The 25,721-nt window shown below is 66.4% G+C and carries 24 protein-coding genes; 21 read left to right on the forward strand and 3 right to left on the reverse strand.

The window, feature by feature from the left end:
* Positions 1 to 172 precede the first annotated feature (172 nt).
* The 12 genes from BUF17_RS10460 to iolB all read left to right on the forward strand — a co-directional run bounded on the left by BUF17_RS10460 (position 173) and on the right by iolB (position 13,945).
* Positions 173 to 1,609, forward strand: a complete 1,437-nt coding sequence (locus BUF17_RS10460; RefSeq protein WP_073628420.1) for an NAD-dependent succinate-semialdehyde dehydrogenase — start codon at positions 173 to 175, stop codon at positions 1,607 to 1,609.
* A gap of 38 nt (positions 1,610 to 1,647) precedes the next feature.
* Positions 1,648 to 2,463: an HpcH/HpaI aldolase family protein gene (locus tag BUF17_RS10465; RefSeq protein ID WP_073628422.1), complete on the forward strand. Its 816-nt coding sequence runs from the start codon at positions 1,648 to 1,650 to the stop codon at positions 2,461 to 2,463.
* Between the two features lies 1 nt (position 2,464).
* Positions 2,465 to 3,442: a hydroxyacid dehydrogenase gene (locus tag BUF17_RS10470; protein ID WP_073628424.1), complete on the forward strand. Its 978-nt coding sequence runs from the start codon at positions 2,465 to 2,467 to the stop codon at positions 3,440 to 3,442.
* Positions 3,443 to 3,497: 55 nt separating this feature from the next.
* The gene (gene iolG, locus BUF17_RS10475; RefSeq protein WP_073628426.1) at positions 3,498 to 4,493 is read left to right on the forward strand and encodes an inositol 2-dehydrogenase; all 996 of its coding nucleotides are present in this window, start codon (positions 3,498 to 3,500) and stop codon (positions 4,491 to 4,493) included.
* Between the two features lie 34 nt (positions 4,494 to 4,527).
* On the forward strand, positions 4,528 to 5,649 hold the full coding sequence (locus BUF17_RS10480) for a Gfo/Idh/MocA family protein (RefSeq protein ID WP_073628428.1): 1,122 nt from the start codon (positions 4,528 to 4,530) through the stop codon (positions 5,647 to 5,649).
* Between the two features lie 121 nt (positions 5,650 to 5,770).
* The gene (locus BUF17_RS10485) at positions 5,771 to 6,574 is read left to right on the forward strand and encodes an ATP-binding cassette domain-containing protein (RefSeq protein ID WP_073628430.1); all 804 of its coding nucleotides are present in this window, start codon (positions 5,771 to 5,773) and stop codon (positions 6,572 to 6,574) included.
* Positions 6,574 to 7,557, forward strand: a complete 984-nt coding sequence (locus BUF17_RS10490) for an ABC transporter permease (RefSeq protein WP_073628432.1) — start codon at positions 6,574 to 6,576, stop codon at positions 7,555 to 7,557. Before BUF17_RS10485 ends, BUF17_RS10490 begins: the two co-directional genes overlap by 1 nt.
* A 190-nt stretch (positions 7,558 to 7,747) precedes the next feature.
* Complete coding sequence (locus BUF17_RS10495; RefSeq protein WP_073628434.1) at positions 7,748 to 8,650, forward strand: sugar ABC transporter substrate-binding protein; 903 nt, start codon at positions 7,748 to 7,750, stop codon at positions 8,648 to 8,650.
* A gap of 240 nt (positions 8,651 to 8,890) precedes the next feature.
* Complete coding sequence (locus BUF17_RS10500) at positions 8,891 to 10,102, forward strand: Gfo/Idh/MocA family protein (protein WP_073628436.1); 1,212 nt, start codon at positions 8,891 to 8,893, stop codon at positions 10,100 to 10,102.
* A gap of 3 nt (positions 10,103 to 10,105) precedes the next feature.
* Positions 10,106 to 11,140 carry a hydroxyacid dehydrogenase gene (locus tag BUF17_RS10505; RefSeq protein ID WP_073628438.1) on the forward strand — a complete coding sequence of 345 codons (1,035 nt, stop codon included), beginning with the start codon at positions 10,106 to 10,108 and terminating at the stop codon, positions 11,138 to 11,140.
* A 34-nt stretch (positions 11,141 to 11,174) separates the two neighbouring features.
* Positions 11,175 to 13,157, forward strand: coding sequence for a bifunctional 5-dehydro-2-deoxygluconokinase/5-dehydro-2-deoxyphosphogluconate aldolase (locus BUF17_RS10510; RefSeq protein ID WP_084564461.1), 1,983 nt, complete (start codon positions 11,175 to 11,177; stop codon positions 13,155 to 13,157).
* A complete protein-coding gene (gene iolB, locus BUF17_RS10515) occupies positions 13,145 to 13,945 on the forward strand; it encodes a 5-deoxy-glucuronate isomerase (RefSeq protein ID WP_073628440.1) in 801 nt (266 codons plus the stop codon). Before BUF17_RS10510 ends, iolB begins: the two co-directional genes overlap by 13 nt.
* Positions 13,946 to 14,196: 251 nt before the next feature.
* Here the strand turns inward: iolB and BUF17_RS10520 are convergent, their stop codons facing one another.
* The gene (locus BUF17_RS10520; RefSeq protein WP_073628442.1) at positions 14,197 to 14,922 is read right to left on the reverse strand and encodes a carbonic anhydrase; all 726 of its coding nucleotides are present in this window, start codon (positions 14,920 to 14,922) and stop codon (positions 14,197 to 14,199) included.
* A 324-nt stretch (positions 14,923 to 15,246) separates the two neighbouring features.
* On the opposite strand from BUF17_RS10520, the gene BUF17_RS10525 reads away from it, so the two are divergent.
* Positions 15,247 to 16,008, forward strand: a complete 762-nt coding sequence (locus tag BUF17_RS10525; protein ID WP_073628444.1) for a hypothetical protein — start codon at positions 15,247 to 15,249, stop codon at positions 16,006 to 16,008.
* Positions 16,009 to 16,050: 42 nt separating this feature from the next.
* On the opposite strand, the gene BUF17_RS10530 is transcribed toward BUF17_RS10525, so the two are convergent.
* Together BUF17_RS10530 and BUF17_RS10535 are read right to left on the reverse strand one after the other, a co-directional pair.
* Entirely contained in the window at positions 16,051 to 16,560 is a 510-nt protein-coding gene (locus BUF17_RS10530; RefSeq protein WP_073628446.1) for a cupin domain-containing protein, read from the reverse strand.
* Positions 16,561 to 16,646: 86 nt separating this feature from the next.
* Positions 16,647 to 17,357 (reverse strand): GntR family transcriptional regulator, encoded by a 711-nt coding sequence (locus BUF17_RS10535; protein WP_073628448.1) that lies wholly within the window; start codon positions 17,355 to 17,357, stop codon positions 16,647 to 16,649.
* A 464-nt stretch (positions 17,358 to 17,821) separates the two neighbouring features.
* Here BUF17_RS10535 and BUF17_RS10540 point away from each other — a divergent pair, with 464 nt between their 5' ends.
* The 8 genes from BUF17_RS10540 (at position 17,822) to BUF17_RS10575 (ending at position 25,718) form a co-directional block, all read left to right on the forward strand.
* On the forward strand, positions 17,822 to 18,715 hold the full coding sequence (locus tag BUF17_RS10540) for an NAD(P)-dependent oxidoreductase (protein WP_073628450.1): 894 nt from the start codon (positions 17,822 to 17,824) through the stop codon (positions 18,713 to 18,715).
* A gap of 75 nt (positions 18,716 to 18,790) precedes the next feature.
* Positions 18,791 to 19,201: a carboxymuconolactone decarboxylase family protein gene (locus tag BUF17_RS10545; RefSeq protein ID WP_175563681.1), complete on the forward strand. Its 411-nt coding sequence runs from the start codon at positions 18,791 to 18,793 to the stop codon at positions 19,199 to 19,201.
* Positions 19,202 to 19,598: 397 nt separating this feature from the next.
* Positions 19,599 to 19,979 (forward strand): hypothetical protein, encoded by a 381-nt coding sequence (locus BUF17_RS10550; protein WP_073628452.1) that lies wholly within the window; start codon positions 19,599 to 19,601, stop codon positions 19,977 to 19,979.
* Between the two features lie 3 nt (positions 19,980 to 19,982).
* Positions 19,983 to 20,864, forward strand: a complete 882-nt coding sequence (locus tag BUF17_RS10555; RefSeq protein ID WP_073628454.1) for an alpha/beta fold hydrolase — start codon at positions 19,983 to 19,985, stop codon at positions 20,862 to 20,864.
* Between the two features lie 62 nt (positions 20,865 to 20,926).
* Positions 20,927 to 22,075 carry an ABC transporter substrate-binding protein gene (locus BUF17_RS10560; RefSeq protein WP_073628456.1) on the forward strand — a complete coding sequence of 383 codons (1,149 nt, stop codon included), beginning with the start codon at positions 20,927 to 20,929 and terminating at the stop codon, positions 22,073 to 22,075.
* A gap of 90 nt (positions 22,076 to 22,165) precedes the next feature.
* A complete protein-coding gene (locus BUF17_RS10565; protein ID WP_073628458.1) occupies positions 22,166 to 23,719 on the forward strand; it encodes a sugar ABC transporter ATP-binding protein in 1,554 nt (517 codons plus the stop codon).
* Positions 23,719 to 24,693 (forward strand): ABC transporter permease, encoded by a 975-nt coding sequence (locus tag BUF17_RS10570; RefSeq protein WP_139282494.1) that lies wholly within the window; start codon positions 23,719 to 23,721, stop codon positions 24,691 to 24,693. The genes BUF17_RS10565 and BUF17_RS10570 overlap by 1 nt, the downstream gene beginning before the upstream one ends.
* Before the next feature lie 11 nt (positions 24,694 to 24,704).
* The gene (locus BUF17_RS10575) at positions 24,705 to 25,718 is read left to right on the forward strand and encodes an ABC transporter permease (protein ID WP_073628462.1); all 1,014 of its coding nucleotides are present in this window, start codon (positions 24,705 to 24,707) and stop codon (positions 25,716 to 25,718) included.
* Positions 25,719 to 25,721 lie beyond the last annotated feature (3 nt).

A 25,721-nucleotide genomic window follows, 5' to 3' on the forward strand; every position in this document is an offset into this window, starting at 1 on the left:
CGGTTTCGGAACGGGTTTCCGGCGCCGGTCAGAACAATCCAAATCATCCTGAACCGACAGTCCGGGCTGCGTGACGCGAGCCTCGGACCGGAGACTAGCACGCCCCCGCCGGTGCCCGCAAAGAATGTTGCAGGCACATCGTCGGCGGAAGCGTCGATCCGCGCAGGTGCCCATGTATCGGAATTTCGGTCTTTTCATCGACGGAGACTGGCAGCGCGCCGGCGGCGAAGGCTTCATCGAGGTGTGCGATCCCGCATCCGGCGAGGTCATCGGCGAGGTGCCGGCTGCAGGCGTCGCGGACGTCGAGGCGGCGATCTCTGCCGCCAATGACGGTTTGCGGACATGGCGGTCGACGGCCGCCTGGCAACGGGCGGATGTGCTGCACGCCGTCGCCGACCGTATGGCGGCACGAAGCGAGGAAGCGGCGCGCTGCATCACTCTTGAGGCCGGCAAGCCGCTCGCCCAGTCCCGTCGCGAGTGGGCGCTCTCGGTCGACCAGTTCCGCTGGTACGCGGAGGAGGCGCGGCGCATATACGGCCGTATCGTCGAGAGCCGGGCGCCGGGAGGCCGGATCGAAGTACTGCACGAACCGGTGGGAATCGTCGCGGCGTTCACGGCCTGGAATTTTCCCGCGGTCCTGATCGCCCGCAAGGTGGCGCCGGCGCTGGCGGCCGGCTGCTCCGTCGTGGTGCGGCCGTCGAGCGAGGTGCCGGGCACGGCGATGATCATCGTCGACTGCCTGCGTGAGGCTGGCGTGCCGAAGGGCGTCGTGAATCTCGTCGTGGGGCCGACCTCCACCACCTACGCCACGCTGATCGCCTCGCCGGCTGTGCGCAAGATCACGCTCACGGGCTCGACCGCTGTCGGACGGCAGATGGCGCGCGATGCCGCGGGCACGCTGAAGCGCGTCGGTATGGAACTCGGCGGCAACGCACCGATGATCGTGTTCGGCGACGCCGACCTGAAGGCGGCGCTCGATCTCGCGGTGCCGACCAAGTTCGCCAATGCCGGGCAGGTCTGCGTCACGCCGGACCGCTTTTATATCCACGAGACGTTGCACGGCGCGTTCGTCGCCGGGTTCGCGGAGCGGGCGAGAGCGCTCCGCCTCGGCCACGGCCTCGACGAAGCCACCCAAATGGGACCGCTGATCAATCGCCGCCGCCTTGAGGCGATCGAGGCGGTGGTGGCGGATGCGCGCGCCCGGGGCGGTAACGTCGTCACCGGGGGTGGGCGTCCTGCCGACCTCAACCGCGGCTGCTTCTTCGAGCCGACGGTGATCGCCGGCCTGCCGGACGACGCCGAGGCGATCGCGGCCGAGAACTTCGGCCCCATCGCCGCCATCACCCCGTTCTCGCAGGCGGATGAGGTCTACCGGCGTGTGAACCAGGGCGAATACGGGCTTTCCGCCTACGTCTTCACCCGCGATCCGTCGCGTATCCGCGAGGCGGTGTCGGCGATCGAGGCGGGCATGGTCGGTGTCAACAGCTTCGCGCTGGCGGCGGCGGAAGCTCCGTTCGGCGGCATCAAGTCGAGCGGCATGGGCCGCGAAGGCGGCGCTGAAGGCATTGTCGACTATCTCAACGTCAAGCTTGCACAAGTCACGATCTGAACGGCGCGGGGCCGGGCATCCGATCTGAGGGGAAGGGCATGATCGCGAACGAAATCCGCCGCCTCTGGGCCGCCGGCAAGCCGGTGGCGAATGGCTGGCTGTCCACATCCTCACCGTTCGTGGCCGAGATCATGGCGGCGCAGGGCTACGATGCGCTCACCGTTGATCTTCAGCACGGCTTTGTCGGCTACGAGGCCGCCACGGGAATGCTCCAGGCGATGCGGGCGAGCGGCGTCGTGCCGATGGTGCGCGTTCCGTGGCTCGATCCGGCCGCGATCATGAAGGCGCTCGATGCCGGCGCGTACGGCATCATCTGCCCGATGATCAACACCGCGGAGGAGGCGGCCCGGCTGGTCTCCTACATGCGCTATCCGCCCGAGGGGGTGCGTTCGTTCGGCCCGACCCGGGCGAACTTTTCGGCCGGTGCGGATTATGGTCTCCATGCCAACGGCGAGGTGGTTTGCTTCGCAATGGTCGAAACCGCGGAGGCGATGGCCAATCTCGAGGCCATCGTCTCAACGCCGGGTCTCGATGGTGTCTATATCGGTCCCGCGGATTTGACGCTCGGGCTCACCGGGCGCAAGTACCCGACCGGCTTCGACCGCGAAGAGCCTGAGATGGTGGAGGCGATCCGCCATATCTGCGACAGCGCCCACAAGGCCGGCATCCGCGCCGCGCTGCACTGCGGCTCGCCTGCCTACGCCGCGAAGGCGGTTGGCTGGGGATTCGATCTCGTCACGATTTCCAACGATGTCAGGCTGCTCGCGGGAGCCGCCCAGGCGAGTGTCTCCGGCTTCCGCACCGCGCTCGGCGCCGGTTCCGCGACGCCGGCCAAGGCGGCGGGAGGTTACTGAGATGCCGCATGTCCTCGTGGCCGGGAAGATCCACGAATCCGGGATCGGCCTGCTGCGCTCGGCCCCGGACGTCACGGTCGAGGTCGTGCAGGAGGTCTCCACCGAGGCCTACGCACCGCGGATCGCAGACGCGGATGCCGTGCTGATCCGCACGCAGCCGATGCCGGCATCCGTCATCGCGGCGGCAAAGCGGCTTCGCATCGTTTCACGCCATGGCGTCGGATATGACGCCGTGGATGTGGACGCGCTCAATGCCCGGCACATTCCCCTGACGGTGATCGGGGATGTGAACTCCGTGTCGGTCGCGGAGCACACGATGATGCTGATGCTGGCGGTCGCGCGCGGCACCATCGCTTACGATGCAGCGACCCGCGCGGGACGGTGGGCGTATCGCGACAGCCTCGATGCCCGGGACCTGAACGGCCGGACGGTGCTGGTGATCGGCTACGGCCGCATCGGCCGGGCGGTGTCGCGGTTGTCCGCGGCCTTCGGGATGTCGGTGATGGTCTACGATCCGTTCGTCGACGCCGCGCGCGTCGCAGCCGACGGCCATGTGGCGCTGCCGACCCTGCAGGCGGGACTGCCCGTCGCCGACGTCGTCACCGTTCATGTGCCGATGGCGAAAGACGGCGCGGTCATCGGCGCGCGGGAACTCGCCGCGCTGAAGCCGGGGGCAATCGTCGTCAACACCGCCCGCGGCGGGCTTGTCGACGAGGCGGCCCTGACCGAAGCCCTGGCCGACGGGCGCCTCCGGGGGGTCGGCCTCGACGTGCTCGCGAATGAGCCGCCCCGGGCGGACGATCCTCTGCTCGGCAGCGACAAGGTTGTGCTGAGCCCGCATTCGGCGGGGCTCACGCTCGAATGTGCCGAGCGCATGGCGGTCTCCGCCGCGCGCAACATTCTCGACTTCTTCGCCGGTCGGCTGGACCCCGCGCTCGTGGTCAACGGCCCCGCGATCTCTTCCTCGATGCGGGTGTGAACGCCGCCCGTCGGCAGGCCTCTGGCCGAACGAATACTCTTGGAGATTAAGTCCCATGTTGCGCATCGCAGTTCTCGGCGCCGGCCGTATCGGCAAGATCCACGCTGCAAACGTCGCCGCGAGCCCGGGGGCGACCCTCGTTGCGGTCGCCGATCCGTTCGGCTCGGCCGCCGAGGATCTGGCAGGGGCGCTGTCGGCGGAAGCCGCGCGCGACCCGAAGGCCACTATCGAGCGCGCCGATGTCGACGCCGTCGTGATCGGCACGCCGACCGACACCCACGTCGATCTGATCCTCCACGCCGTCCGCCATGGCAAGGCGGTGCTCTGCGAGAAGCCGATCGATCTCGACATTGCCCGTGCCGATGTCGCGCTGAAGGATATCGAGGCCGGAAACGGCCGGGTGATGCTGGCCTTCAACCGCCGGTTCGATCCGAGCGCAGACGCGTTGAAGCGCGCCATTCTCGCGGGTGACGTCGGCGAGGTCCGTCAGGTCGTCATCACGAGCCGCGATCCAGGCCTTGCGCCGGAGGGCTATCTCGCGACATCCGGCGGCATCTTCCGCGACATGACGATCCACGATTTCGACATGGCCCGCTTCTTCCTCGGCGAGGAAGTCACCGAGGTGATGGCGATCGGCAGCCGGCTGGTCGACGCAGCGATGATGGAGCGCGTCAACGACTTCGACACCGTCATGGTGCAGATGCGCACCGCGTCGGGCAAGCAGTGCCACATCAATTGCTGCCGTGAGGCGGTCTACGGCTACGACCAGCGCTTCGAGATCTACGGATCGACGGGCATGGTGCTCAACGAGAACATCCGGCCGAGCACCGTCCGCCGCTGGGCGCGTGACTTTACGGACAGCGGCGAGCCGCTCTTGAACTTCTTCCTCGAGCGCTATGCCGACGCCTACCGGCTGGAACTCGCCGCCTTCATCGAGGCGGTTGCGAGCAGCGCGCCGATGCCGGTCACCGCGCGCGACGGCCGCCAGGCGCTGCGTCTCGCCGATTGCGCGCTGGAATCGGCCTTGACTGGCCGGGCCGTCACGGTCTGACGACGGTGGCATCGAGCGTGGGAGTTCTCCGGCCATGAGCGAGATCGGCGTTGGCATCATCGGCACCGGCTTCATGGGCAAGGCGCATGCCTTCGCCTACCGCGCGGCGCCCGGCTTCTTTCCCGGCGGCCTGCGGCCGGTGCTGGAGATGGTCGCAGACGTGAACGAGGCGGCAGCCCACGAGGCTGCGGCGCAGTTCGGTTTCCGCCGCGCGGTAAAGGACTGGCGCGAACTCGTGGCAGACCCGGCCATCGGCATCGTCTCGATCACGACGCCGAACCGGCTTCACCGCGAGATCGCGCTCGCCGCCGCTGCCGCGGGCAAGCACATCCACTGCGAGAAGCCGCTCGCTCCAAGCGCTGACGAAGCCCGCGAGATGATGGAAGCGGCCGAGGCTGCCGGCGTCGTCACCCAGGCCGGGTTCAACTACGTCAAGAACCCCATGCTGAAGCTCGCCCGCGAGATGATCGAGGCGGGCGAACTCGGCGACATCCTGACGTTCCGCGGCGTCCATGCCGAGGACTATATGGCCGATCCGGCAGCGCCGTGGTCATGGCGCCTCGACCCGGCCGGCGGCGCTGGCGTCGTCGCCGATCTCGGCAGCCACATCATCGGCATGGCGCGCTTTCTGCTCGGCCCGATCATGGAACTGAATGCGGATCTGGAGACGGCCATCCGCCAGCGTCCGGTCTCGCCCGGCGCGACGGAAACCCGCGCCGTCGAAGTCGATGACGTCGCCCGGCTTCACGTCCGCTTTGCCCGCGGCTGCGGCGGTTCCATCGAGGCGAGCTGGGTGACGACCGGGCAGAAGATGCAGCTCGGATTCGAGGTGAGCGGCACCCGGGGCGCACTGGTGTTCAGCCAGGATCGGCTTAGCGAGTTGCACTACTACCGCACCGACGCCGACCGCAGGCACGTCGGCTTCACCCGCATCGAGGCCGGACCGCAGCACGAGCCTTACGGCCGGTTCTGCGTCGCCCCCGGTCACCAGCTCGGCTTCAACGATCTCAAGACCATCGAAGTGGCGGAGTTCCTCGAAGCCGTCGCGGGCGGTGAGCGCAGGGGGCCGGACTTCCGGGAGGCGTGGGAGATCCAGAAGGTCGTGGATGCGGCGGTTCGCTCGTCGCGCGAACGGCGCTGGCTCAGCCTGTTGTGAACGGCCGAGGCCAGCGCAGCGGTTGACGGCTCGCGGCCTAAGTGCAATGTTCTGTGCAAAATAATTGCATAAGAAATATTTGTTGCGAGAACATCGTTCTCGCGACTCCGGGAGGACAACAGTGGAACCGACACACCCCGCTCGCGCCGGAGCACCCCCGCTCCTCGAAGCGCGTTCGATCTCGAAATATTTCGGCGCCATCACGGCCCTGCACAACGTCAATTTCCATGTCGGCGAAGGCGAGGTCCTCGGCGTCGTCGGTGACAACGGCGCCGGCAAGTCGACGCTGATGAAGATCCTCTCGGGCCTCTACACGCCCAGCGAAGGTGAACTCGTTTTCCGCGGCAAGCCGGTGCGGTTTTCCGGGCCGAAGGAAGCGCGCAAACTCGGTATCGAGATGGTCTATCAGGACTTCGCGCTCGCCGGGAACATGGCGATTTACGAGAACATCTATCTCGGCCGCGAACCCGGCCGGAAATGCGGACCGCTGACGCTCGTCGACCACCAGAAATCCCGCGCGATGGCAAAAGAGCACCTCGACAAGCTCAAGATTCACGTCAAGTCGATCGACCAGAACGCGGAGAATCTCAGCGGCGGCCAGCGGCAGGCCGTCGCCATTGCCCGCGCCACGGCGTTCGACGGCAAGCTCGTCATCATGGACGAGCCGACCGCCGCGCTCGCCATCAAGGAGGTCGGCAAGGTGCTCGACCTGATCCGCTCGCTGAAGGAGCATGGCGTCGCCGTCATCATCATCTCGCACCGGATGGACGACATCTTCTACTGCTGCGACCGCGTGATGGCGCTCTATCAGGGGACCAACTTCGCCGAGGCGAAGCTGGCCGATACCTCCCGCAACGAGGTGATCGGCTGGATCATGGGCACCAAGAACCACACCTCCTCGCTCGCCCACGATCAGGTGCATTGATGTCCCACCATCCCAAACTGTCGCATTTTCTCGAAACCTACGGCATCGTGCTCGTGGTCATCGCCATCATGGCGCTGCTGGCGGCCATTCGGCCTGACGTGTTCCTCACGTCCCAGAACCTCAGCAACATCCTGAAGCAGAACGCATCGCTGGCGCTGCTCGCGCTCGGCATGCTGGTCGTCATCATCACCGGCGGCATCGATCTTTCGGTGGGATCGGTCATGGCGCTCGCCATGGTCTGCATCGCCATCGCCAGCAAGGCCGGCGTGCCGTGGCCGATCTGCCTCGCCATCGGCCCCGCAATCGGCATCGCGGTCGGCTGGGTGAACGGCGTCGGCCTGACGTGGCTGCAGCTTCCGCATCCGTTCATCATGACGCTCGGCACGCTGAACATCGCCCGCGGCCTGACCTACCTCATCACAGGCGGCTCGCCGGTTTCCGGGCTTCAGCCCGAGGTGCGTTATCTCGGGCAGGCCTATTGGGATTTCGGCATCTTCACCCCGCCGGCGGGGTTCCCGGCGAGCCTGCTGATCGTTGCGATCGTTGCGATCGGCCTGTGGTATTTCCTCAACCGCACCTCCACGGGCCGACACATCTATGCCGTCGGCGGCAACCCCCATGCGGCGCGCGTCTCCGGCGTCAATGTCGACCACGTTCTGGTCGTCGCCTACGTGATCTGCGGCTTCCTCGCCGGTCTCGCCGGGCTCCTGCTCGCCGGCCGCACGGACAGCGGCTTCCCGAACGCAGGCATCGGCATCGAACTCGACGCCATCGCGGCGGTGATCATCGGCGGTGCGTCGTTCTTCGGCGGCCGCGGAACGGTGATCGGCGTGCTGGCCGGCGTGCTTATCATGGGACTTCTGCGCAACGGCCTGAACATCAACAACGTCAGCGCCTTCTGGCAGATGATCCTGATCGGCTTCGTGATCATCGTCGCCGTCTACATCGACGTGCTGCGGCGCAAGGCTGCCGTGCGCCGCTGAAAACACGAAATCCGCGCGGGGAATACCGCCCCGCGCGCCCTGAACCGACCCGGCGGGAGCGAACGAGACGACAGTCGTGCGTAGCCCTGCGAAGACGGCGCGTTCGCCGGAGATGGAACGCGGCACACCCCGCAAAGCCGGCGTGCGCCGCGTGAGGCACCATGAACAAGAACAAGTGGGAGGAACGAACATGAAGAAGCTTCTGCTGTGCGGCATCGCCCTCGCGGCCCTCACCGGTGTGGCGAACGCCGACACCTTCGTGGTGAGCATGAAGGGGCCCGGCGGCGGCAATCCGTTCTGGGCGGCGGTCGAGGAAGGCGCCAAGGCGAAGGGCAAGGAACTCGGCGTCGACGTCGTCGTCGTGGCCCCGCCGTCCGAGACGGACGTGCAGGCGCAGATCGCGCAGCTCGAGGACCTGATCGCCCAGAAGGTCTCGGGCATCGCGCTCGCCCCGACCGATCCGAACGCCCTGGCGCCGGTCGTCGACGCGGCGAAGGAAGCCGGAATCCCGGTGGTGTTCATCGACGGCGCCGGCTCCAATCCGGGCGTTTCGCTGATCGGCACCAACAACCTGGAAGGCGGCAAGATCGCCGGCGACTTCCTCTGCAAGTCGCTGCCGCAGGGTTCGGAGGTGGCGATCCTCCAGGGCATCATGAGCACCACCAACGGCATCGACCGCGCGGGCGGCGCCAGCGAGGCGTTCAAGGCGTGCGGCTTGAAGGTCGTGGCCGAGCAGACCGCCGAATGGGATCGCGCCAAGGGCCTCTCGGTCACTGAGAGCATCCTGGCCGGCAACCCCAACATCAAGGGCATCTTCGCCTCCAACGACAACATGGCGCTCGGCGCGGTCGAAGCCCTCAAGGCGGCGGCGAAGCTCAAGGACGTCACCGTTGTCGGCTTCGACGCCAACCCGGATGCGGCGGCCTCGATCCTCGCCGGCGAGATGACGGCGTCGGTCGCCCAGGCGCCGAAGAACATCGGCGGCTTCGGCATCCAGGCGCTCGCCGACCTCAAGGCCGGCAAGACGGTGCCGCCGATGATCGATACCGGGACCATCCTCGTCACCAAGGAAAATGCCGAGGCCTACAAGTAAGCGACAGCACGTCCGGGAGCCGCCGTGCCGAAACAATGCGGCGGTTCCCGGCGACCTGCCGCATTTCAAGGAAGCGGGCCGGCATCGGCCCGCTTCTTCCTCGCCGGCGTCCGCGGGTTCGCGCACTGCGCCCTGCTGGCTACCGAACGGCGGACGATCACACCAGTGTCGAGCCTGACGCGTCGTTCCGATCAGTTTGAGCGGCGCGAAAGAGGCTCGCGAGCGCAGCGAGTGCAGACCATGGCAGAGGGTTCCCCTTACCCGTCGTTTCCGGCGCCCGGTCGCCGGCTGCGCCTCGGCTTCGTCGGGGGCGGCGAGGGCGCGCTGATCGGCCAGGTCCATGCCAACGGCGCCCGGCTTTCCAATCGCTGGGAGATCGTCGCAGGCGCACTGTCCTCCGATCCCGAGCGTGCGCGGCGTTCCGGAGCCGCCTGGATGCTGCAGCCAGACCGTGTCTATTCCGATTATGCCGAGATGGCGCGGCGCGAGGCCGCTCGCCCGGACGGCATCGACGCGGTGGTGATCGCCACGCCGAACAACCTGCACCATCCTGTCGCCGCCGCCTTCATGGATGCTGGCATCGATATCGTTTCCGACAAGCCGCTCACGACCAATCTCGACGATGCGCTCGATCTCGTCGCGCGCCAGCGTCGCAGCGGCGTGGTGTTTGGAGTCACCTATGCCTACGCCGCCCACGTCATGGTGCGGCAGGTGAGGGCGATGATCCGCGCAGGCTTGGTGGGCGACATCCGCCAGATCCATGTCGAATATTTCCAGGAATGGGCCATCGGCCTGACGGATGAAGGCGAGGGCGCGCCGTGGCGGCTCGATCCGACACGTGTCGGCCCGGCGTTCACAGCGTCCGATATCGGCACCCACGCGATGCATCTGGCGAGTTTCGCCACGGGGCTCGATGTCGAGAAGGTGCGGGCCATGTTCTTCGTCTCCGGCGCGCCGAAGAAGCTTGAGGATACCGCTTTCATGCATCTGCGCTTCGCGGGCGGCGTGCCGGGAACTCTGATGGTGTCCCAGGCTGCCGCCGGCACGCAGTGCGGCTTGCGCCTGCGGGTGTTCGGCACCACCGGCGGACTGGAGTGGGAGCAGGAGAACCCGGAATTTGTGCGCTACACCCCGCTCGACCAGCCGACGCAGGTCATCGGCCGGGGTTACGGCGCCGGAATGCGGGAAGAGGCCATCCGCTTCGTGCGGATGCCGCGTGGCCACCCGGAAGCGCTGACGGATGCATGGGCCAATCTCTATATCGAGATGGCCATTGCGATCGAGGCGCGACGTGCCGGGCGCTCGCTGCCGGATGGGTTGCTGGCGTACCCGACCGTGATCGACGGCGCCAAGGGCGTAGCATTCGTCGAGGCGGCGATCCGTTCCAATGCTGCCGATGGGGCCTGGGTCGATTGCCGCCTGCCGGAAGCGGCGCCTGTCGCGGCGGAGTGAAAGATGCAGACCGCACCCGTCATCCTGATCGCCGATCCGGAGCCGCGCACGCTGGAGATGATCTTCGAGCCGGACGTGCTCTCCCGGCTCGGCTCGCTCGGCCGTCTCGTCATCCATGCCGATGGCAATCGACTCTCCCCGGACGAACTTGACGAGGCGCTCTCGGAAGCCGTGATCGTCATCGGCCAGATCGATCTCGATGCGGACCGGCTCGCGCGGATGCCGAAACTGCGCGCGATCTTCAATGTCGAAGGCAATTTTCTGCCCAACATCGACTATCCCGTGTGCTTCGACCGCGGCATCCATGTGCTCAACATCAGTCCGGTCTACGCCACGTCCGTCGCCGAGACGGCCCTTGCCATGGCGCTCGATCTCGCCCGGGGCGTTACCGCGACCCATGAGGCCTTCCGCGACGCCTCCGAGGCGTGGGGGCTGGCAAGCAACGCCGGCTGCTTCCTGTTCACGGGTTCCCCGATTGGCATCGTCGGTCTCGGCGATCTCGGCCGCGCACTCCGGCGAATGCTGCGCCCGTTCCGCTGCAAGGTGCGCGTCTACGACCCGTGGCTGCCCCCGCGGTTGATCGAGGCGGAAGGCTGCGAGCCTGCGACCCTCGACGAGGTCTTCACAACCTCGCGCGTGGTGTTCCTGTTTGCGAGTTCGACGAGCCAGAATCAGGGCTTCATCGGGGAGCGGGAGCTGTCGCTGATGCCGGAAGGCGCTGTGCTTCTTGTGATGAGTCGCGCCGGGATCGTGGATTTCCGGGCTCTGGAGCGACACCTCGCGACGGGCCGCATTCGCGCCGGGATCGATGTGTTCCCGGTGGAGCCGCTGGAGGCGGAGTCGCCCCTGCGGCGCATGGAAGGCGTCATCCTTTCCAGCCATCGCAGCGGCGGAATGCCGGAGAGTTTCCTCGAAATCGGACGGCTCGTGCTCGCCGATGCCGAACTCGTCCTGCAGGGACGTCCGCCCCAGGTCTGTCGCCGCGCGGAACGCGAGACGGTAGCGCTGATGCGCAGCCGGCCGGTCGCACGGTCGTGACGGGCACGCGGGAAACGGCACCGGGAGAATTCTGATGGATCACAGCAACGCCACGGATGCGCCAGCCATGCTCGACGTCATCACCATCGGCCGGTCCTCGGTCGATCTCTATGGCCAGCAGATCGGCACGCGGCTGGAGGACGTCGGCTCCTTCTTCAAATCGCTCGGAGGCTGCCCTGCCAACATCGCAGTCGGCACGGCACGGCTGGGCCTGAAGTCCGCGCTCATCACCCGTGTCGGCGACGAGCAGATGGGCCGCTTCATCCGCGAGCAGTTGCAACGCGAAGGGGTGGACGTCACCGGCGTCCGGACCGATCGCGACCGCCTCACGGCGCTGGTGCTGCTTTCCGTCGAGAACGACAAGACCTTCCCGCTGATTTTCTACCGCGAGAACTGCGCGGACATGGCGATCTGCGAGGATGATGTCGACGAGGCCTTCGTCGCTTCTGCCCGCGCGGTTCTCGTCACCGGAACGCATTTCTCCAAGCCCGGCACGGATGCCGCCCAGCGCAAGGCGATGCGGCTGGCGCGGGCCAACGGCGCGCGGGTCGTGTTCGATATCGACTACCGGCCGAACCTCTGGGGCCTCGCCGGCCATGATGCCGGCGAGGAGCGCTATATCGCGTCCGATCACGTCTCGGCCCATCTGCGCACGGTGCTGGCGGAGTGCGACCTGATCGTGGGGACCGAGGAAGAGGTTCTGATCGCCTCCGGAGAGGTCGACCTGCTGGCGGCGCTGCGGACGATCCGTGCCGCTTCGGCAGCGACCATCGTGCTGAAGCGCGGCCCGATGGGCTGCATCGTCTATGACGGCGCGATCCCCGACGATCTTGAGCAGGGCATCGTGGGGAAGGGTTTTCCCATCGAGGTCTACAACGTCCTCGGCGCCGGTGACGCCTTCATGTCCGGCTTCCTGCGCGGCTGGCTGCGCGGAGAACCGCATTACGTCTCTGCCACCTGGGCCAATGCCTGCGGGGCCTTCGCCGTGTCGCGGCTGATGTGCTCGCCGGAGATCCCGACATGGGAGGAGTTGCAGTATTTCCTTTCCCACGGCAGCAAGCACCGCGCTCTGCGCCGCGACGAGATGCTCAATCACGTTCATTGGGCGACGACCCGCCGCAAGGCGATCCCGCAGGTAATGGCGTTGGCGATCGACCATCGTTCGCAGCTTGCCGCCGTAGCCGATGAACTCGGCGTTCCACACGACCGCATCGAGACGTTCAAGAGGCTCGCGGTGAAAGCCGCCGCGCGGGTCGCCGCAGGGCGTCCGGGTTTCGGGATGCTGCTCGACGAGACCTATGGCACGAGGGCATTGTTCGATGCCGCAAAGGCCGGCTTTTCCTGGGTCGGCCGTCCCGTGGAACTGCCGGGTTCGCGGCCGTTGCGGTTCGAGCATGGCGGGGATATCGGTTCGCAACTCGTCGCGTGGCCCGTGGACCACTGCATCAAGTGCCTCTGCTTCTATCATCCGGACGACCCAGATGCCTTGAAGCGCGAACAGCAGGAAACGCTGCGTGGCCTTTACGAGGCGGCGCGCACCATCGGCCGCGAACTCCTGATCGAGATCATCGCCAGCAAGCACGGGCCGCTCGGCGACGATACCACCGCGCGCGTGCTCGGCGAACTCTATGCCCTCGGCATCAGGCCTGACTGGTGGAAGCTCGAGCCGCAGGCTTCGACTGCCGCCTGGGGCCACATAGACGCCGTGATCGGGGCCAACGATCCGTGGTGCCGCGGTGTCGTATTGCTGGGCCTGGAAGCCTCTATGGAGACCTTGCAGGCTGGCTTCGACGCTGCCCGGACGGCGAAAAGCGTCAGGGGCTTCGCGGTGGGTCGGACTATCTTCGCCTCCGCCGCCCGCGCGTGGCTGGCCGGTGAAATCAGCGACGAGGCCGCCATCGACGACATGGCGGGCCGGTTCGCCCGCCTTGTCGATCTCTGGCACGGCGCGCTGCCGGCGGAGCGTGCCTCACGCGCGGCGGCAGAATCTGGCGGGAGCACATCATGTCCAGTTTGAAGATCCGGCAGGGTGGGGAGCGGGGCCTCGTCCACGACGTGACGCCTGAGAATGCGGGCTGGAGCTACGTCGGCTTCGCGCTTCACAGGCTGGTGCCCGGCGAGAGCGCCACGGCCGAAACGGGCGATCGCGAGATCTGTCTCGTGCTGATTTCTGGCAAGGCACGCCTTGCGGTGGACGGCCGCGACTTCGGCGAGATGGGCGAGCGCATGAACCCCTTCGAGGGACCGCCCCATGCGCTCTATGTGCCGCCGGGCGCCGTCTGGCGGGCGGAGGCGACGACGGACCTTGAACTTGCCGTCTGTTCGGCACCGGGAGGCGAGGGGTTCGAAGCGCGCGCGATTCCGCCCGGCACCCATCCGCGCTCCGTGCGTGGCAAGGGCAGCAACACGCGCTATGTCACCAACATCATGCCGGAGAACGACGGCGCCGCGCACGCGCTTCTGGTGGTCGAGGTGATCACGCCGGGCGGCAATACCTCGTCCTATCCGCCTCATAAGCACGATCGTGATGCCCTGCCCGACGAAAGCGCGCTTGAGGAAACCTATTATCACCGCCTCAACCCGCCGCAGGGCTTCGCCTTCCAGCGCGTCTATACCGACGACCGTTCGCTGGACGAGGCCGTCACGGTGGAGGACGGCGACGTGGTCCTGGTGCCCCGCGGCTATCACCCCGTGGCGACCATCCACGGTTACGACAACTATTATCTGAACGTGATGGCCGGGCCGCACCGGATCTGGAAGTTCCACAACGCGCCCGAGCACGCGTGGCTCTTCACCGGCGTCTGAAAGCGGGAGGCGTCCTTGTGCAAGCGGGAGGCGTCCTGGAGAGATCCATAGATCGACCAGCCCGCGCAGCCCGAAACGAACAACGGCGGCCTTTCCGGGAAGGCCGCCGTTTCGTTTCTAGAGCATAACCGGTTCAGATCGAACCGATCTGAACGACAAGGATATGCTCAAGGTTTTGAATCTGGAGCGATTTCTTGTCGGCCTGATGATTCCATCAGACCGGAAAGCGCTCTAAGTCGCGAATTGCGGGGTCAGATCAGAGTCACCTTGCCCGTTGCGATGTCGTAGACACCCCCGACGACTTTCACGCGGCCGGCGGCCACATATTGCGCGATGATCGGCTTGGCGCTCATCAGCTTGCGCACGTTGTAGCGCACGTTCTGCTCGATGGCGGCCTGCAGCGGATCGGCGGCGTGGGTCTTTTCCGCCAGATTGATCGCCGGCTTGATGGCGTTGATCAGTTCGGGCAGGTGCCCGGGCAGCTTGACGTCGTCCTTGATGACCTTGATCGCGGCGTCGACCGCGCCGCAACCCGAATGTCCGAGCACCATCAGCAGCGGAACGCCGAGGAATTTCACCCCGTACTCCAGGCTGGCCAGCCCGTCGTCGTTGACGAAGTTGCCGGCCACGCGCACGATGAACAGCTCGCCGGGGCCTTGGTCGAACACGAGTTCCGGTGCCACCCGCGCATCGGCGCAGCTCAGGATGCCGGCGATCGGGTACTGGGCGGCCGCTCGCGCGGCCCGTCCGGCGAGATAATCCCGGTCCAGAGGAGCGTTCGCGACATAACGTCCATTGCCGTCCGTCAGCCGCTTCAGCGCCGCGTCGGGGGGAATCGCGTTGGGAGCTGCCTTGGACGGCGCGCTCTCGGCGAAAGCCGGCAGGGCGAGGCCGCCGAGGAAAGCGCCTGCCATTCCAGCCGCGCCGGCGGTCAGCAGGCGGCGGCGCGACAGGGCAAGCGGATGATCATCACACATGCGGGATTCCTTCTGGACAAGAACTGCGAGCCGGACGACACCGGCAGGACGGCTTGAGCGGGATCGGACGCGACACGGTGAACCCCCTGCATTAGATCACACTTGGGATCGAACCGGCAGCCTCTGTTTAAACGCTGATGCGGCGGCCGGGTGTCCAAACTTTGCAGGATGTGCGGCACCATGAGCCCGCGACGCCTTGTGACGGAAGCGGCCCCTGCCGCGGGCCGGGCGGCACCTGTCCCAGATGCAGCATTCCTGGCCGCATGCGATCGTCTGCGGGCGAGTGCATGCTTTCGCCGGGCATTGTCCCGCTACTGCCGCCAGATGGCCGAAAAGCCGACCGTCGCCTGGCCGATCTACAAGATGTTCGACCAGCTCGACCGGTACGTCGTCTCGTTCCTGCTGATCCACAACTATTATGCCTGGCGGCTGGAAGGCGGCCGTGAGCCGACGCTGACCGCCCTGCAAGCCATCGTGCCGTCGAGCCCCAGGCACACCGCCGGCTTCGTCGCGGCGCTGAAGGCGGGTCAGTTCGTGGTCGTCGAGCAGAATCCGGCCGACGGTCGGGAGAAATGGCTGAGGCCGGCTCCGGCGATGGTGTTCGAGGTCGGCCGGTCGATCAGGGCATTCGTCGCCTGTCTCGACGAGATCGACGGCGTGCAGCCCGCCCGAAGCCTGACCCTCGCCGACGTCGACGCGCTCGGCGGGGTGCTTCAGCGGTCGGCCGCATTCGTGCTGAAGAGCGGCACGCTGATCCATGCGTTTCCGCGCGTCCTGCATTTCGCGATGCGGGATTGCGGCTATCCGTTGCTCACGGCCGTCGTTGGCGCCCATATCGCGGCCGTCGAACCGGAGGCCGAGACGGTCGATATCAGGCTCAGCCTGCGCGCGCTTGCAGAGCGCTTGCAGGTTTCGCGCGCCCATGTCGGCAACATTCTCGATGAAGCGGAGCGTGCCGGCTGGTTCACCGTGCGCAACGGCCGGCTCGCATCCTTCAGCGAGGACCTGCTCGTGGAGTTCGAGGAATGGGCCTGCTGGGAGATGACACACTACGCGCGGATGCTGGGCCGTGACCCGTTTCACTGATCCACATCTGCGCAGGCATCGCTCTCGGATGGCGATACCCGCTCACGCCTTGTGAATGGGGTCGATCCAGGCGACGTTCTCCGGCTTCTCCACCGGCTCGATGTCGAGATTGACGACGACGGCTTCGCCGTCACTGCGCACCAGGACGCATTCCAGTTCTTCGTCCGGGCTGGCGTTGATTTCCTGATGCGGAACGTAGGGCGGCACGTAGATGAAGTCGCCGGGCCCGGCTTCGGCGACGAACTCCAGATGGTCGCCCCACCGCATGCGTGCACGGCCGCGCACAACGTAGATCACGCTTTCAAGCGGGCCATGGTGGTGCGCACCGGTCTTGGCGTTCGGGTGGATCGACACCGTCCCGGCCCACAATTTCTGCGCACCGGTCCGCGCATGATCGATTGCGGCGCGGCGGTCCATGCCGGGCGTGGAGGCCGTATTCGGATCGAGCGAGTCGCGTGTCACGACGCGAACGCCGTCGTGTTTCCACCGCGGCGGCTCGCTGTCGCCGTGTCTTCCATCTTGGTGTTCGTGGTCCGGTGAATGGCCGCTCATGTCGTGCCTCGCACTGCCGATCGGCCGCCAGCATAGCGCGGCTCTCCCGCCCGGCGAAATCGCCGGCCGCTTTTCCCGGTCGCTTGCTACGTGAGGGCGGCCTCCGCTCCGTCCGTCTCGCCGGGCTGGACGCGGCGGAGATAGGAAAGCGCGACCTTGGCGGCCTCTTCGATGTGATGGCGGCAGGCCTCACCGGCGCGCGCTCCGTCGCCAGCCTCGATCGCAGCTACGATGTCGCGGATCTCGGCGACGCTGCGGTCCAGGCGTCCGGGCTGCGTCATGGACGTGAAGCGCAGCATGTTGATGCGGTTGTGCAGCGAGGTCAGCGTCTGCTTGACGAAGGCGTTGCCGCTCCCCTCCATCAGGAGGTCGTAGAACTTCGCCTTGGCCACGACCAGGGCGCGGCGTTCTCCGCTCGCGGCCGCCTGCGCAAACGTCTCGACCGCCTCGCGGAGGCGCTGCTTGAACGACGCGGTCGCGAGTTCCGCGCATCTCTGACCGGCATAGCCCTCCAGCAGCGCGCGAAGGGCATAGAGCTGCTCGGCTTCGTCGACGCTCATGGTGCTGACGACCGGCCCCCGATGGGGGACGCTGGTGATCAGGCCTTCGGCCTCGAGCTGGCGCAGCGCCTCACGGACGGACGTGCGGCTGACGCCGAGGCTCTCGCACAGTTCTCGTTCGATGAGCCTTTCGCCGGGCTTGAAGACGCCGTCGCTGATGGCCAGGCGCAGCTTCTCCTCGACCTGTCCGCGCAGGGTGGCGCTCTGCTTGGCTATCTGAAGGTTGACCCTGGCCATGTTCCGTATCCGACCTCTTTGCGGATCCTATATGTGACATATGCACGGTTGAGAAGCAGTGCGGCGCCTTACCTCCGCGTTCCCTCCAAGGGGTGGCCGCGCTCGCAGCTGGAAGCGCTGCCGGGAGGCGCGCATCCTGTCGGCCTCGTGGCTGCGCGGCGGATCGGGGCCGGATGGTCGGGCGCTGAGCGGCATCGCTCTAGCCGCTTATCACGATTCTGAGAAGGCACCCGTCCATCCCCCAATTTCGCCGCCGCTCGATCGGCGATCGGCCGTTCTGTAGCGGTGCTGCCCGACCCGCGATCGTCCATCTCAACCACGATGTTCGCCGGCGGAAACGCCAGACGGCAAGGCGTGAGCGACTGTCCACCACGGCCACTCTCGCGACTAGGGAAATATAGCTATTGACGGATTGTCGTACAATCATCTAAAAGTCGCTCAACAAAGATAACGGGGAGGGCGCCATGACGGCGACACGCAGCAGCATCGCCTTCATCGGTATCGGCCAGATGGGCCTGCCGATGGTGCGTAGGCTGCTGAAGGCCGGCTTCGCTGTGACAGGGTTCGACCTGTCCGAAGCAGCACGCGCCGAACTCGTGTCAGCCGGCGGAAAGGCGGCCGCAACAGCCGCCGAGGCGACGACGGGCGCCGAAGTGATCATCACGATGCTGCCCAACGGCAAGATCGTTCAGTCGGTGCTGCTCGACGATTCCCATGTGCTCGCGAACGCCGCTCCGGGAGCGGTTGTGCTGGAGATGAGCTCTTCCGCGCCGACCGAGACCCGTGCGTTGCTCGGCCGTCTTCCGCCCGGCCTGAGGCTGGTCGATGCGCCGGTCTCCGGTGGCGTGAAGCGCGCGATCGAGGGGGCGCTGACGATCATGGTGGGCGGTGACGTCGCCGATCTCGACGACGTCGAGCCGGTGCTCTCCGCGATGGCGACCCGGGTGTTCCGCTGCGGTCCGGTCGGCGCCGGTCATGCGATGAAGGCCATCAACAACTTCGTCTCCGGCGCGGGTGTCATCGCGGCCGTGGAGGCGGTCGAGCTCGGACGCAGCTTCGGCCTCGATCCGGCGGACATGATCGATGTGCTGAACGCATCCTCCGGCCGAAACAACGCGACCGAGATCAAGATGAAGCAGTTCGTGCTCTCCGGCACGTTCGCCTCCGGCTTCGCCCTCGGCCTGATGGCGAAGGACATCCGGACGGCGGCAGACCTGTCGCGGGATCTCGGTCTTGGCCAGGATTGCCTCAGGCAGACCGCGGACGTCTGGGAGGAGGCTGCCAAGGCGCTTGGCGCGAGCGTGGACCACACGCGGATCGCGGAATTTCTGGCCGTCAGGGAACGGGAACGCGTCTGACGCGACCGTCCGCAACGACAGGCGGTGGTGCCTCTATGGCGCGCCGCGGGATACCAATCGAGGAAAGTCATGCCGATGAACGACACACCGCCGAAATCGGGCCTTCTGGACGTTTCCGAGAAATTCGAACGGGGCCTGAAGACCCGTCGCGAGGTCTTGGGCGACCGCTATGTGGATGCTGCGCTCGGCAATGCGACCGAGTTCAGCGCGCCGATGCAGAAGCTCGTGACCGAATATTGCTGGGACGAAATCTGGAACCGGCCCGGACTGGGGCGTCGCGAGCGCTCGATCCTCAATCTCGGAATGATCTCCGTGCTCAATCGGCAGCATGAGCTGCGCGGCCATGTCCGCGGCGCGCTCAACAATGGTCTCACCAGGGAGGAGATCCAGGAAATCTTCCTTCAGGTGGCGATTTATTGCGGTGTGCCGGCAGCGATCGACAGCTTCCGCGTCGCACAGGAAGTTCTGGACGAAGACACGAAGTGATGCCGGCGGAGCCGCTCGCTCGGCATGGCACGAGCGCCATGGCTTCCCAAGGTCGGGGAATCCGTGGCCGCTAAGGAATAAACCGGAAAGAGGGCGCCGATACACCTCTCCGGGATCGTGGCCCGGCGCAAGGCGACGGGGCTGGCTGCTTCAGATGCCGAATGCCTTGCATCGCCTGCGGTGCGTGCGCCGCAAGACTGGCCGGTCGGGAAGGACCGGTGTCATCACCACAGACATCGCCGGCCGCCCAGGGCGGCGTTGCACCGCATCCGCGGAAGCGCGTCGCCTGCGGGAGGACTGCGCGACCGTTCAGCATAAATCCCATCTTAAGGGATGTGCGGTCCACGGACGGTCGGCAGGGGTCGTTTCAGGAGGTTGCGCAGCATGGGAGGCCCATATGCATCTCGATAAGCAGGCCTTCGCCGAGAAGGCGAAAGCCGATTTCGAATTCACCCGCGAGACCCGCTACCTGTCGGGCAAGGTGAAGCTCGAGTTCGGCGACGACACGTGGGTGCTCGACTTCGACAATGGTCGCCTCGTCTCCGTCGAGGACGGCGCCGGCACGCCCGACAGTGCCTGTCGGATCGTGGTCGGCGGGCGCGCGGACCAGTGGGAGAAGCTGCTGGCCCTCAAGCCGGTGCCCTTCTACCAGTGCATCCAGTCCGCCGCCGTCAAGCATCAGATGAAGATCTCCGACACCAACGAGACCTTTGCCTACCTGCCGGCGCTCAATCGGATGACCACGCTCCTGCGCCAGCTTCACAACGAGGTGGCCTGAGCCATGGCTAAGCACGATCCCATCACCGGCCGGTATGTTTACCTCACCGTCGAGGACGTCGAATACCGCGTCTATTACGAGGAAGCCGGGCAGGGCATCCCCCTCATCGTCGGTCACACCGCCGGTTCCGACGGACGACAATATCGCCATCTCCTTTGCGATGCCGAGGTCACCAAAGACTTCCGGGTCATCGCGTTCGACCTGCCGTTCCACGGCAAGTCGCTCCCGCCCTACGGCAAACGCTGGTGGGAGGAAGAGTACAACATGACGAAGGCCCGGATGATGGCCTTCCCGACGACTCTCGCGAAGGAACTCGGCCTCGATCGCCCGGTCTATATGGGCAGCTCAATGGGCGGTCACCTCGCGGTGGATCTCGCTTCCTGTCTGCCGGACCATTACCGCGCCACCATCGCGGTCGAAGGCGCGCTGCGTTCGGCGGTTGAATATGTCGATGTCGGCATGGCCGGAATCCGCAAGGAATTCGACAACCCCAACGTCAACCGCACCTCGATCGGCGCGGCGATGATGCTGAACATCTCGCCCTATTCGCCTGAGCAGAACGTGCGCGAAATCCAGTGGGAATATGCCTGCGGCGGGCCGGGAATATTCGCCGGAGACCTCTATTATTACTACTACGATCACAACATGTCGGACGAGGAAGCCGCGGCGATCGATACGTCGAAGTGCATGCTCTACATGCTGACCGGCGAATACGATCCGAACACCTCCCCCAAGGAGACGCAGGCGCTCGCGGACCTCGTGAAGGGCTCGAAGTTCCAGGCGATGGACAAGCTCGGCCATTTTCCCGTGACCGAGAACTACGAGGCCTTCCGCACCTACCTGCTGCCGATCCTGGCAGACATCAAGGCGAAGTCGAACGGCTGAAAGACCGCACGGAAAAGCCGGCCGAAAGGCCGAAGATGAAAAAATACGAGGGAGGAATTGAGATGGGAAAGAGATTGAAGCTGTCGGGGCTCGCGCTCGCTGGCGCGCTCGCCCTGACCGCAACCGCCGCCACGGCGCAGGGCGTCAAGGACCTGCCGGCGAGCGAGCAGGCGATCTACGCGATCGTCGATCCGCAGGTTCCGCTCGGACCGAGCGCCTATGCCGACTTCAAGGCGAAGAACCCCCCGCCGTGGAAGATCGGCTATGCCTCGTCCTATGCCGGCAACACCTGGCGTGCGGCGGCGCTGGACGAGATCATGAACGTCCTGCTGCCGAAGGCGCAGAAGGCCGGGCTCGTCTCCGAGGTGGTCGTCACCCAGTCCGACCTCAAGGACGCAGTGCAGATCCAGCAGATGCGCCAACTCGTCGACAGCGGCGTCGACGCCATCATCATCTGCTGCTCGAATGTGACCGCTCTCAACCAGTCCATCGAATATGCCCATTCGAAGGGCGTGCCGGTGTTCTCGTTCTCCGGCTACGTCACGTCGCCCTACGCCATCAACGCCGCGGCGAACCACAGCCAGGGCGGCTACGACATGGGCAAGTGGCTTGCCGAGGAAATGGGCGGCAAGGGCAACGTGCTGCTCGTCTCGGGCATCCCGGGCTTCGCGTCCTCCGACAGCTTCGATCTCGGTGCTAAGAAGGCCCTCGCCGAGTACCCGGACATCAAGGTTGTCGGTGAAGTTGCGGGCAAGTGGACCGACCAGGTCGCGCAGGTCGAGGTGCAGAAGTTCCTCGCCACCAACCCGCAGCAGATCGACGGCATCCTGACCCAGGGCGCGCAGGAGAACGGCGTGCTGAACGCCATGCTCCAGTCCGGCCGTCCCATGGTGCCGATCACCATCGGCGGCGAGGCCTCGGCGGCATGCTACTGGCTCCAGCACCCCGACTGGATTTCCAAGGCGTTCCATATCTGGCCGCCGCGCAAGGAAATGGACCTGATCTGGGACGTCATGCTGCGCACCCTCGAGGGCCAGGGCCCGAAGGTCCAGACCATCCTCCGCCCCGTTCTGCCGTTCACTCTTGAGGATGTGAAGGCCGCGCTGCCCGCCGATTGCGATCTGAACTCGACCGAGTTCATCGAGCCGGCGGCAGACGGCTGGTTCCCGGCGAGCGTCGCCAAGGACTACTTTATCAACTTCAAGAACTGACGGCATGGCTCGGCCGCCGCTCCTCCCCCCTGGGCGGCGGCCGGGTTCTTCCCTTTGGACGGGGTGTCTCCGCCGGCGAGGGCAGCACCGATGACCAGTTTCAAGACCACCATACGGCTCTCCGGCGTCTCCAAGAGCTTCGGCGAGACCCGCGCGCTGACGGATGCGAACTTTGAAGCCCGTGCGGGCGAGGTCCACGCCATCGTGGGCGAGAACGGCAGCGGCAAGAGCACGCTCGCCAAGATCATGTCCGGCGTGCTCTCGCCCGATGCCGGAACCGTCGACATTCTGGGCGGTCCGATCCGGTCGCCCATCGAAGCCAAGGCGCGCGGGCTCGCCACCATCTTCCAGGAGGTGCTGGTCGCCGATCATGCCAGCATCCTCGACAATCTCTATGTCGGCCGCGACGGGCTCGTGAGTCACGGCGCGGGACGGGCGGAACGGCTGGCGGAAGCGCAGCAGGTCATGACCCGCTTTGTCGGCGAAGCCGTTGATCTCGACGCTCCGGTCGGCGGCCTGCCGCTCAGCGTGAAGCAGTGGGTCGTGATCGCGCGCGCGGTGTTGCGGCGGCCGAAGATCCTGATCCTCGACGAGTCTTCCGCGGCGCTCGATCTCGGCGCCACCCAGCGGCTTCATCAGGAAATCGACCGTCTGCGTGGGGAAGGCGCGACGGTGCTCATCGTCACCCACCGCATCGCGGAACTCGTCCGCATCGCCGATCGTGCCACCATCCTGAGGGACGGCAAGGCCGTCGGCGTGCTCGATCGCCATGAGATCACCGAAGAGCGCCTTCTCAAGATGATGACGCCGGCGGATCGCGTGCAGGCGACGCAGCCCACGCTGTCGGCAAACCTCCGGCAGGGCGCGACGCCCGTCATCTCGGCGCTTGGCGTGCGGCTGCAACCGGAGGCGCGGCCGTTCGATTTCGCGCTGATGCCGGGGATGATCGTCGGGCTGGCGGGGCTCGACGGACAGGGACAGGATCTGTTCGCCAAGGCGCTCGCCGGCATCGCGCCGCCCGCCGATGGCGAGGTCGTCGTGGCGGGTGACGGTGGACGCCAGCATGTCGTCGCCGGGCTCGCCGACGCTTCCGCCCAAGGCATCGCCTGGGTCTCCGGCGACCGCAAGCGCGAAGGCATCCTGCCGCAGCAATCCATCTTCGAGAATTTCGCCATCGGCGTCTATCACCGCCGGCTCAAGCCGTTCGGTGTCGTCGACAAGGCGGCAGCTCGCCGGCTCTTCGCACGCGAGATCCAGCGTCTGTCGATCAAGACAGGGCCGGTCATGAACCGGATCACGTCGCTCTCGGGCGGCAACCAGCAGAAGGTGCTGATCAGCCGGGCTTTCGCCAGCGATCCCCGCGTCATCGTCCTCAACGATCCGGCGCGCGGTGTCGACCTCAATACCAAGCGCGATCTCTATCGCGAACTGCAGACCTTTGCGGCGGCGGGTGGCGCCGTCGTCTACCTGTCGAGCGAGATCGAGGAATTCCTGGGCTTCGCTCACCGCGTCGACGTGTTCGTCCAGGGCTCGCTGTTCCGCTCCCTTTCGGGCGATGCAATCGGCGAGGATTCGGTGCTGTCCGCCATGTTCGGACAGGCCGCTGGCACGCACGTCGACATCGATGTTTCGGAGGCTGTCTGATGTCCCGTCCCGCGTCATCCATCGTGAAACTCGGGCCGCTGACCGTGCCGGTCTCGATGTTCGTCGTGCTCGTCGCGGCGGTCGCGATCCGCTCCCCCGGCCTCTACACCACCACCGGCTTCGCCAATGCCGTCCTGGTGGCGGCTCCGCTGATCCTCGCCACGCTGGCATTGACCCCGATCCTGATGGCCGGCCGCGGCGCGGTCGACCTTTCCGTCGGGCCGCTGCTCGGCTTCCTCAACGTCACGCTGATCGCCTGGCTCTCCGGCAACGGCATCACCAATCCGGTCGTGTTCTTCGCCTGGGCGCTCGGCATGGGCGCTGCATGGCAGGTGCTGCAGGCGCTCGTGATCATCCATGTGCGCGTCGCGCCGATCATCGTCTCGCTCGCCGGCTTTCTCACGCTCTCCGGCATCAATCTCCTGATCATGTCACGCCCGGGCGGCGTCGCGCCGGACTGGATGATGAGTTGGGGCGGCGGACTGCAATCGAGTGTGTTCTCGCCGATCTTCTTCCTTGTCGTCGCGGCTCTGGCGCTGTGGGCCGTGGTGTCGCGCACCGGTTTCCACACCCAGCTGCGCATGGTCGGCAGCGACGAGCGAATGGCCTATACCAGCGGCGTCCGGATCGATCTCGTCCGCCTGCTCGCCCACGTGCTCGGCGGCATCTTCGTCGGCCTCGCCGCCATCGCCTACACGGCGCTGATTTCCTCCGGCGATCCGACCCAGGGCTCCACCTACACGCTTCAGGCGGTGACAGCGGTCGTGCTTGGCGGCGCGAGCCTCTCGGGCGGCCGCGGCGGCGCGATCGGGTCTCTGCTCGGCGCGCTCAACATGTTCCTGATCTCCTACCTGCTCGGCACGTTCAATTTCGGCACGATGTCCGGCTTCGTGACGCAGATGGCGTTCGGCCTGATCCTGGTCGCCTCCCTGCTCGTCAACGTGTTCACCGCCGGCCGGCCGGCCACCGCCTGAGGGAGAGCGCAATGTCCATCGCAACCAATGCGGCCGCGGCGCCGCTCGGCCGGCGCGGCGCATCCCTCGACCGGGCGATCGTCATCGGCCTCGCGATGCTCGTGGTTCTGGTGCTTGCCGGCAGCCTGCTCGTGCCGGGCTTCCTGTCCGTGCAGAACACGCGCTCGATCCTGCTGCTCGCGGCGTTCCTCGGCATCGCCTCGCTCGGCCAGACGCTGGTGGCGCTGCTCGGCGCGCTCGATCTTTCGATCCCCTATGTCATCGGCGCGGCGAACATCCTGTTGCCGGCGATGATGGTGGCGGGTCTCCCGCCGGCGGCGGCGATCGCCGTTGTCGCGGCCCTCGGGCTCGCCTGCGGCATGGTCAACGGCCTGCTCAGCTATCGCCTCCAGGGTCAGGCGCTGATCATGTCGCTCGGCTTCGGCTTCGCCGTGGTCGGCGCAGCGCAGATCTGGACGTCGATCGGCTCGCAGTTCGGCGGCACCGTGTTCGCGCAGATCCCTGGCTGGCTACGCAACCTCGCCGCCTTCAACGGCACCACCTTCGGCCTACCGGTCCCGCCGGTCATTCCGATCTGGATCGGCATCGCCGTCATCGCGATCTGGGGCATGGGCAACACCTGGTTCGGCCGTGGCGTCTATGCGCTCGGCGGCAGCCGCGTGGCGGCGTCGCGACTGCAGATCTCGGAACTGCGCACCTGGGTGCTGGTTCATGGCATTTCCGGGCTGATGTCGGCGATCACGGGAATGCTCCTGCTCGGCTTTTCCGGCGGCGGCTTCGTCGGCGTCGGCGATCCCTACCTCTTCACGACGGTCGCGGCCGTGGTCATCGGCGGCACGTCGCTGCTCGGCGGTTCCGGTGGCTACGGCGCGACGGTGCTCGGTGTGCTGGTCCTCACCGTGCTGACCTCGCTGCTCGTCGGGCTCGGGTTGAGTTTCGCCGCCCAACAGGCCGTTATCGGGCTTACAATCGTGCCGATGGTCGCGATCTATGCCCGCGCCCCGCATATCCGTAATCAGATCTAAGGG

This window comes from Pseudoxanthobacter soli DSM 19599 (assembly GCF_900148505.1).
In the GTDB taxonomy this organism is placed as follows: domain Bacteria; phylum Pseudomonadota; class Alphaproteobacteria; order Rhizobiales; family Segnochrobactraceae; genus Pseudoxanthobacter; species Pseudoxanthobacter soli.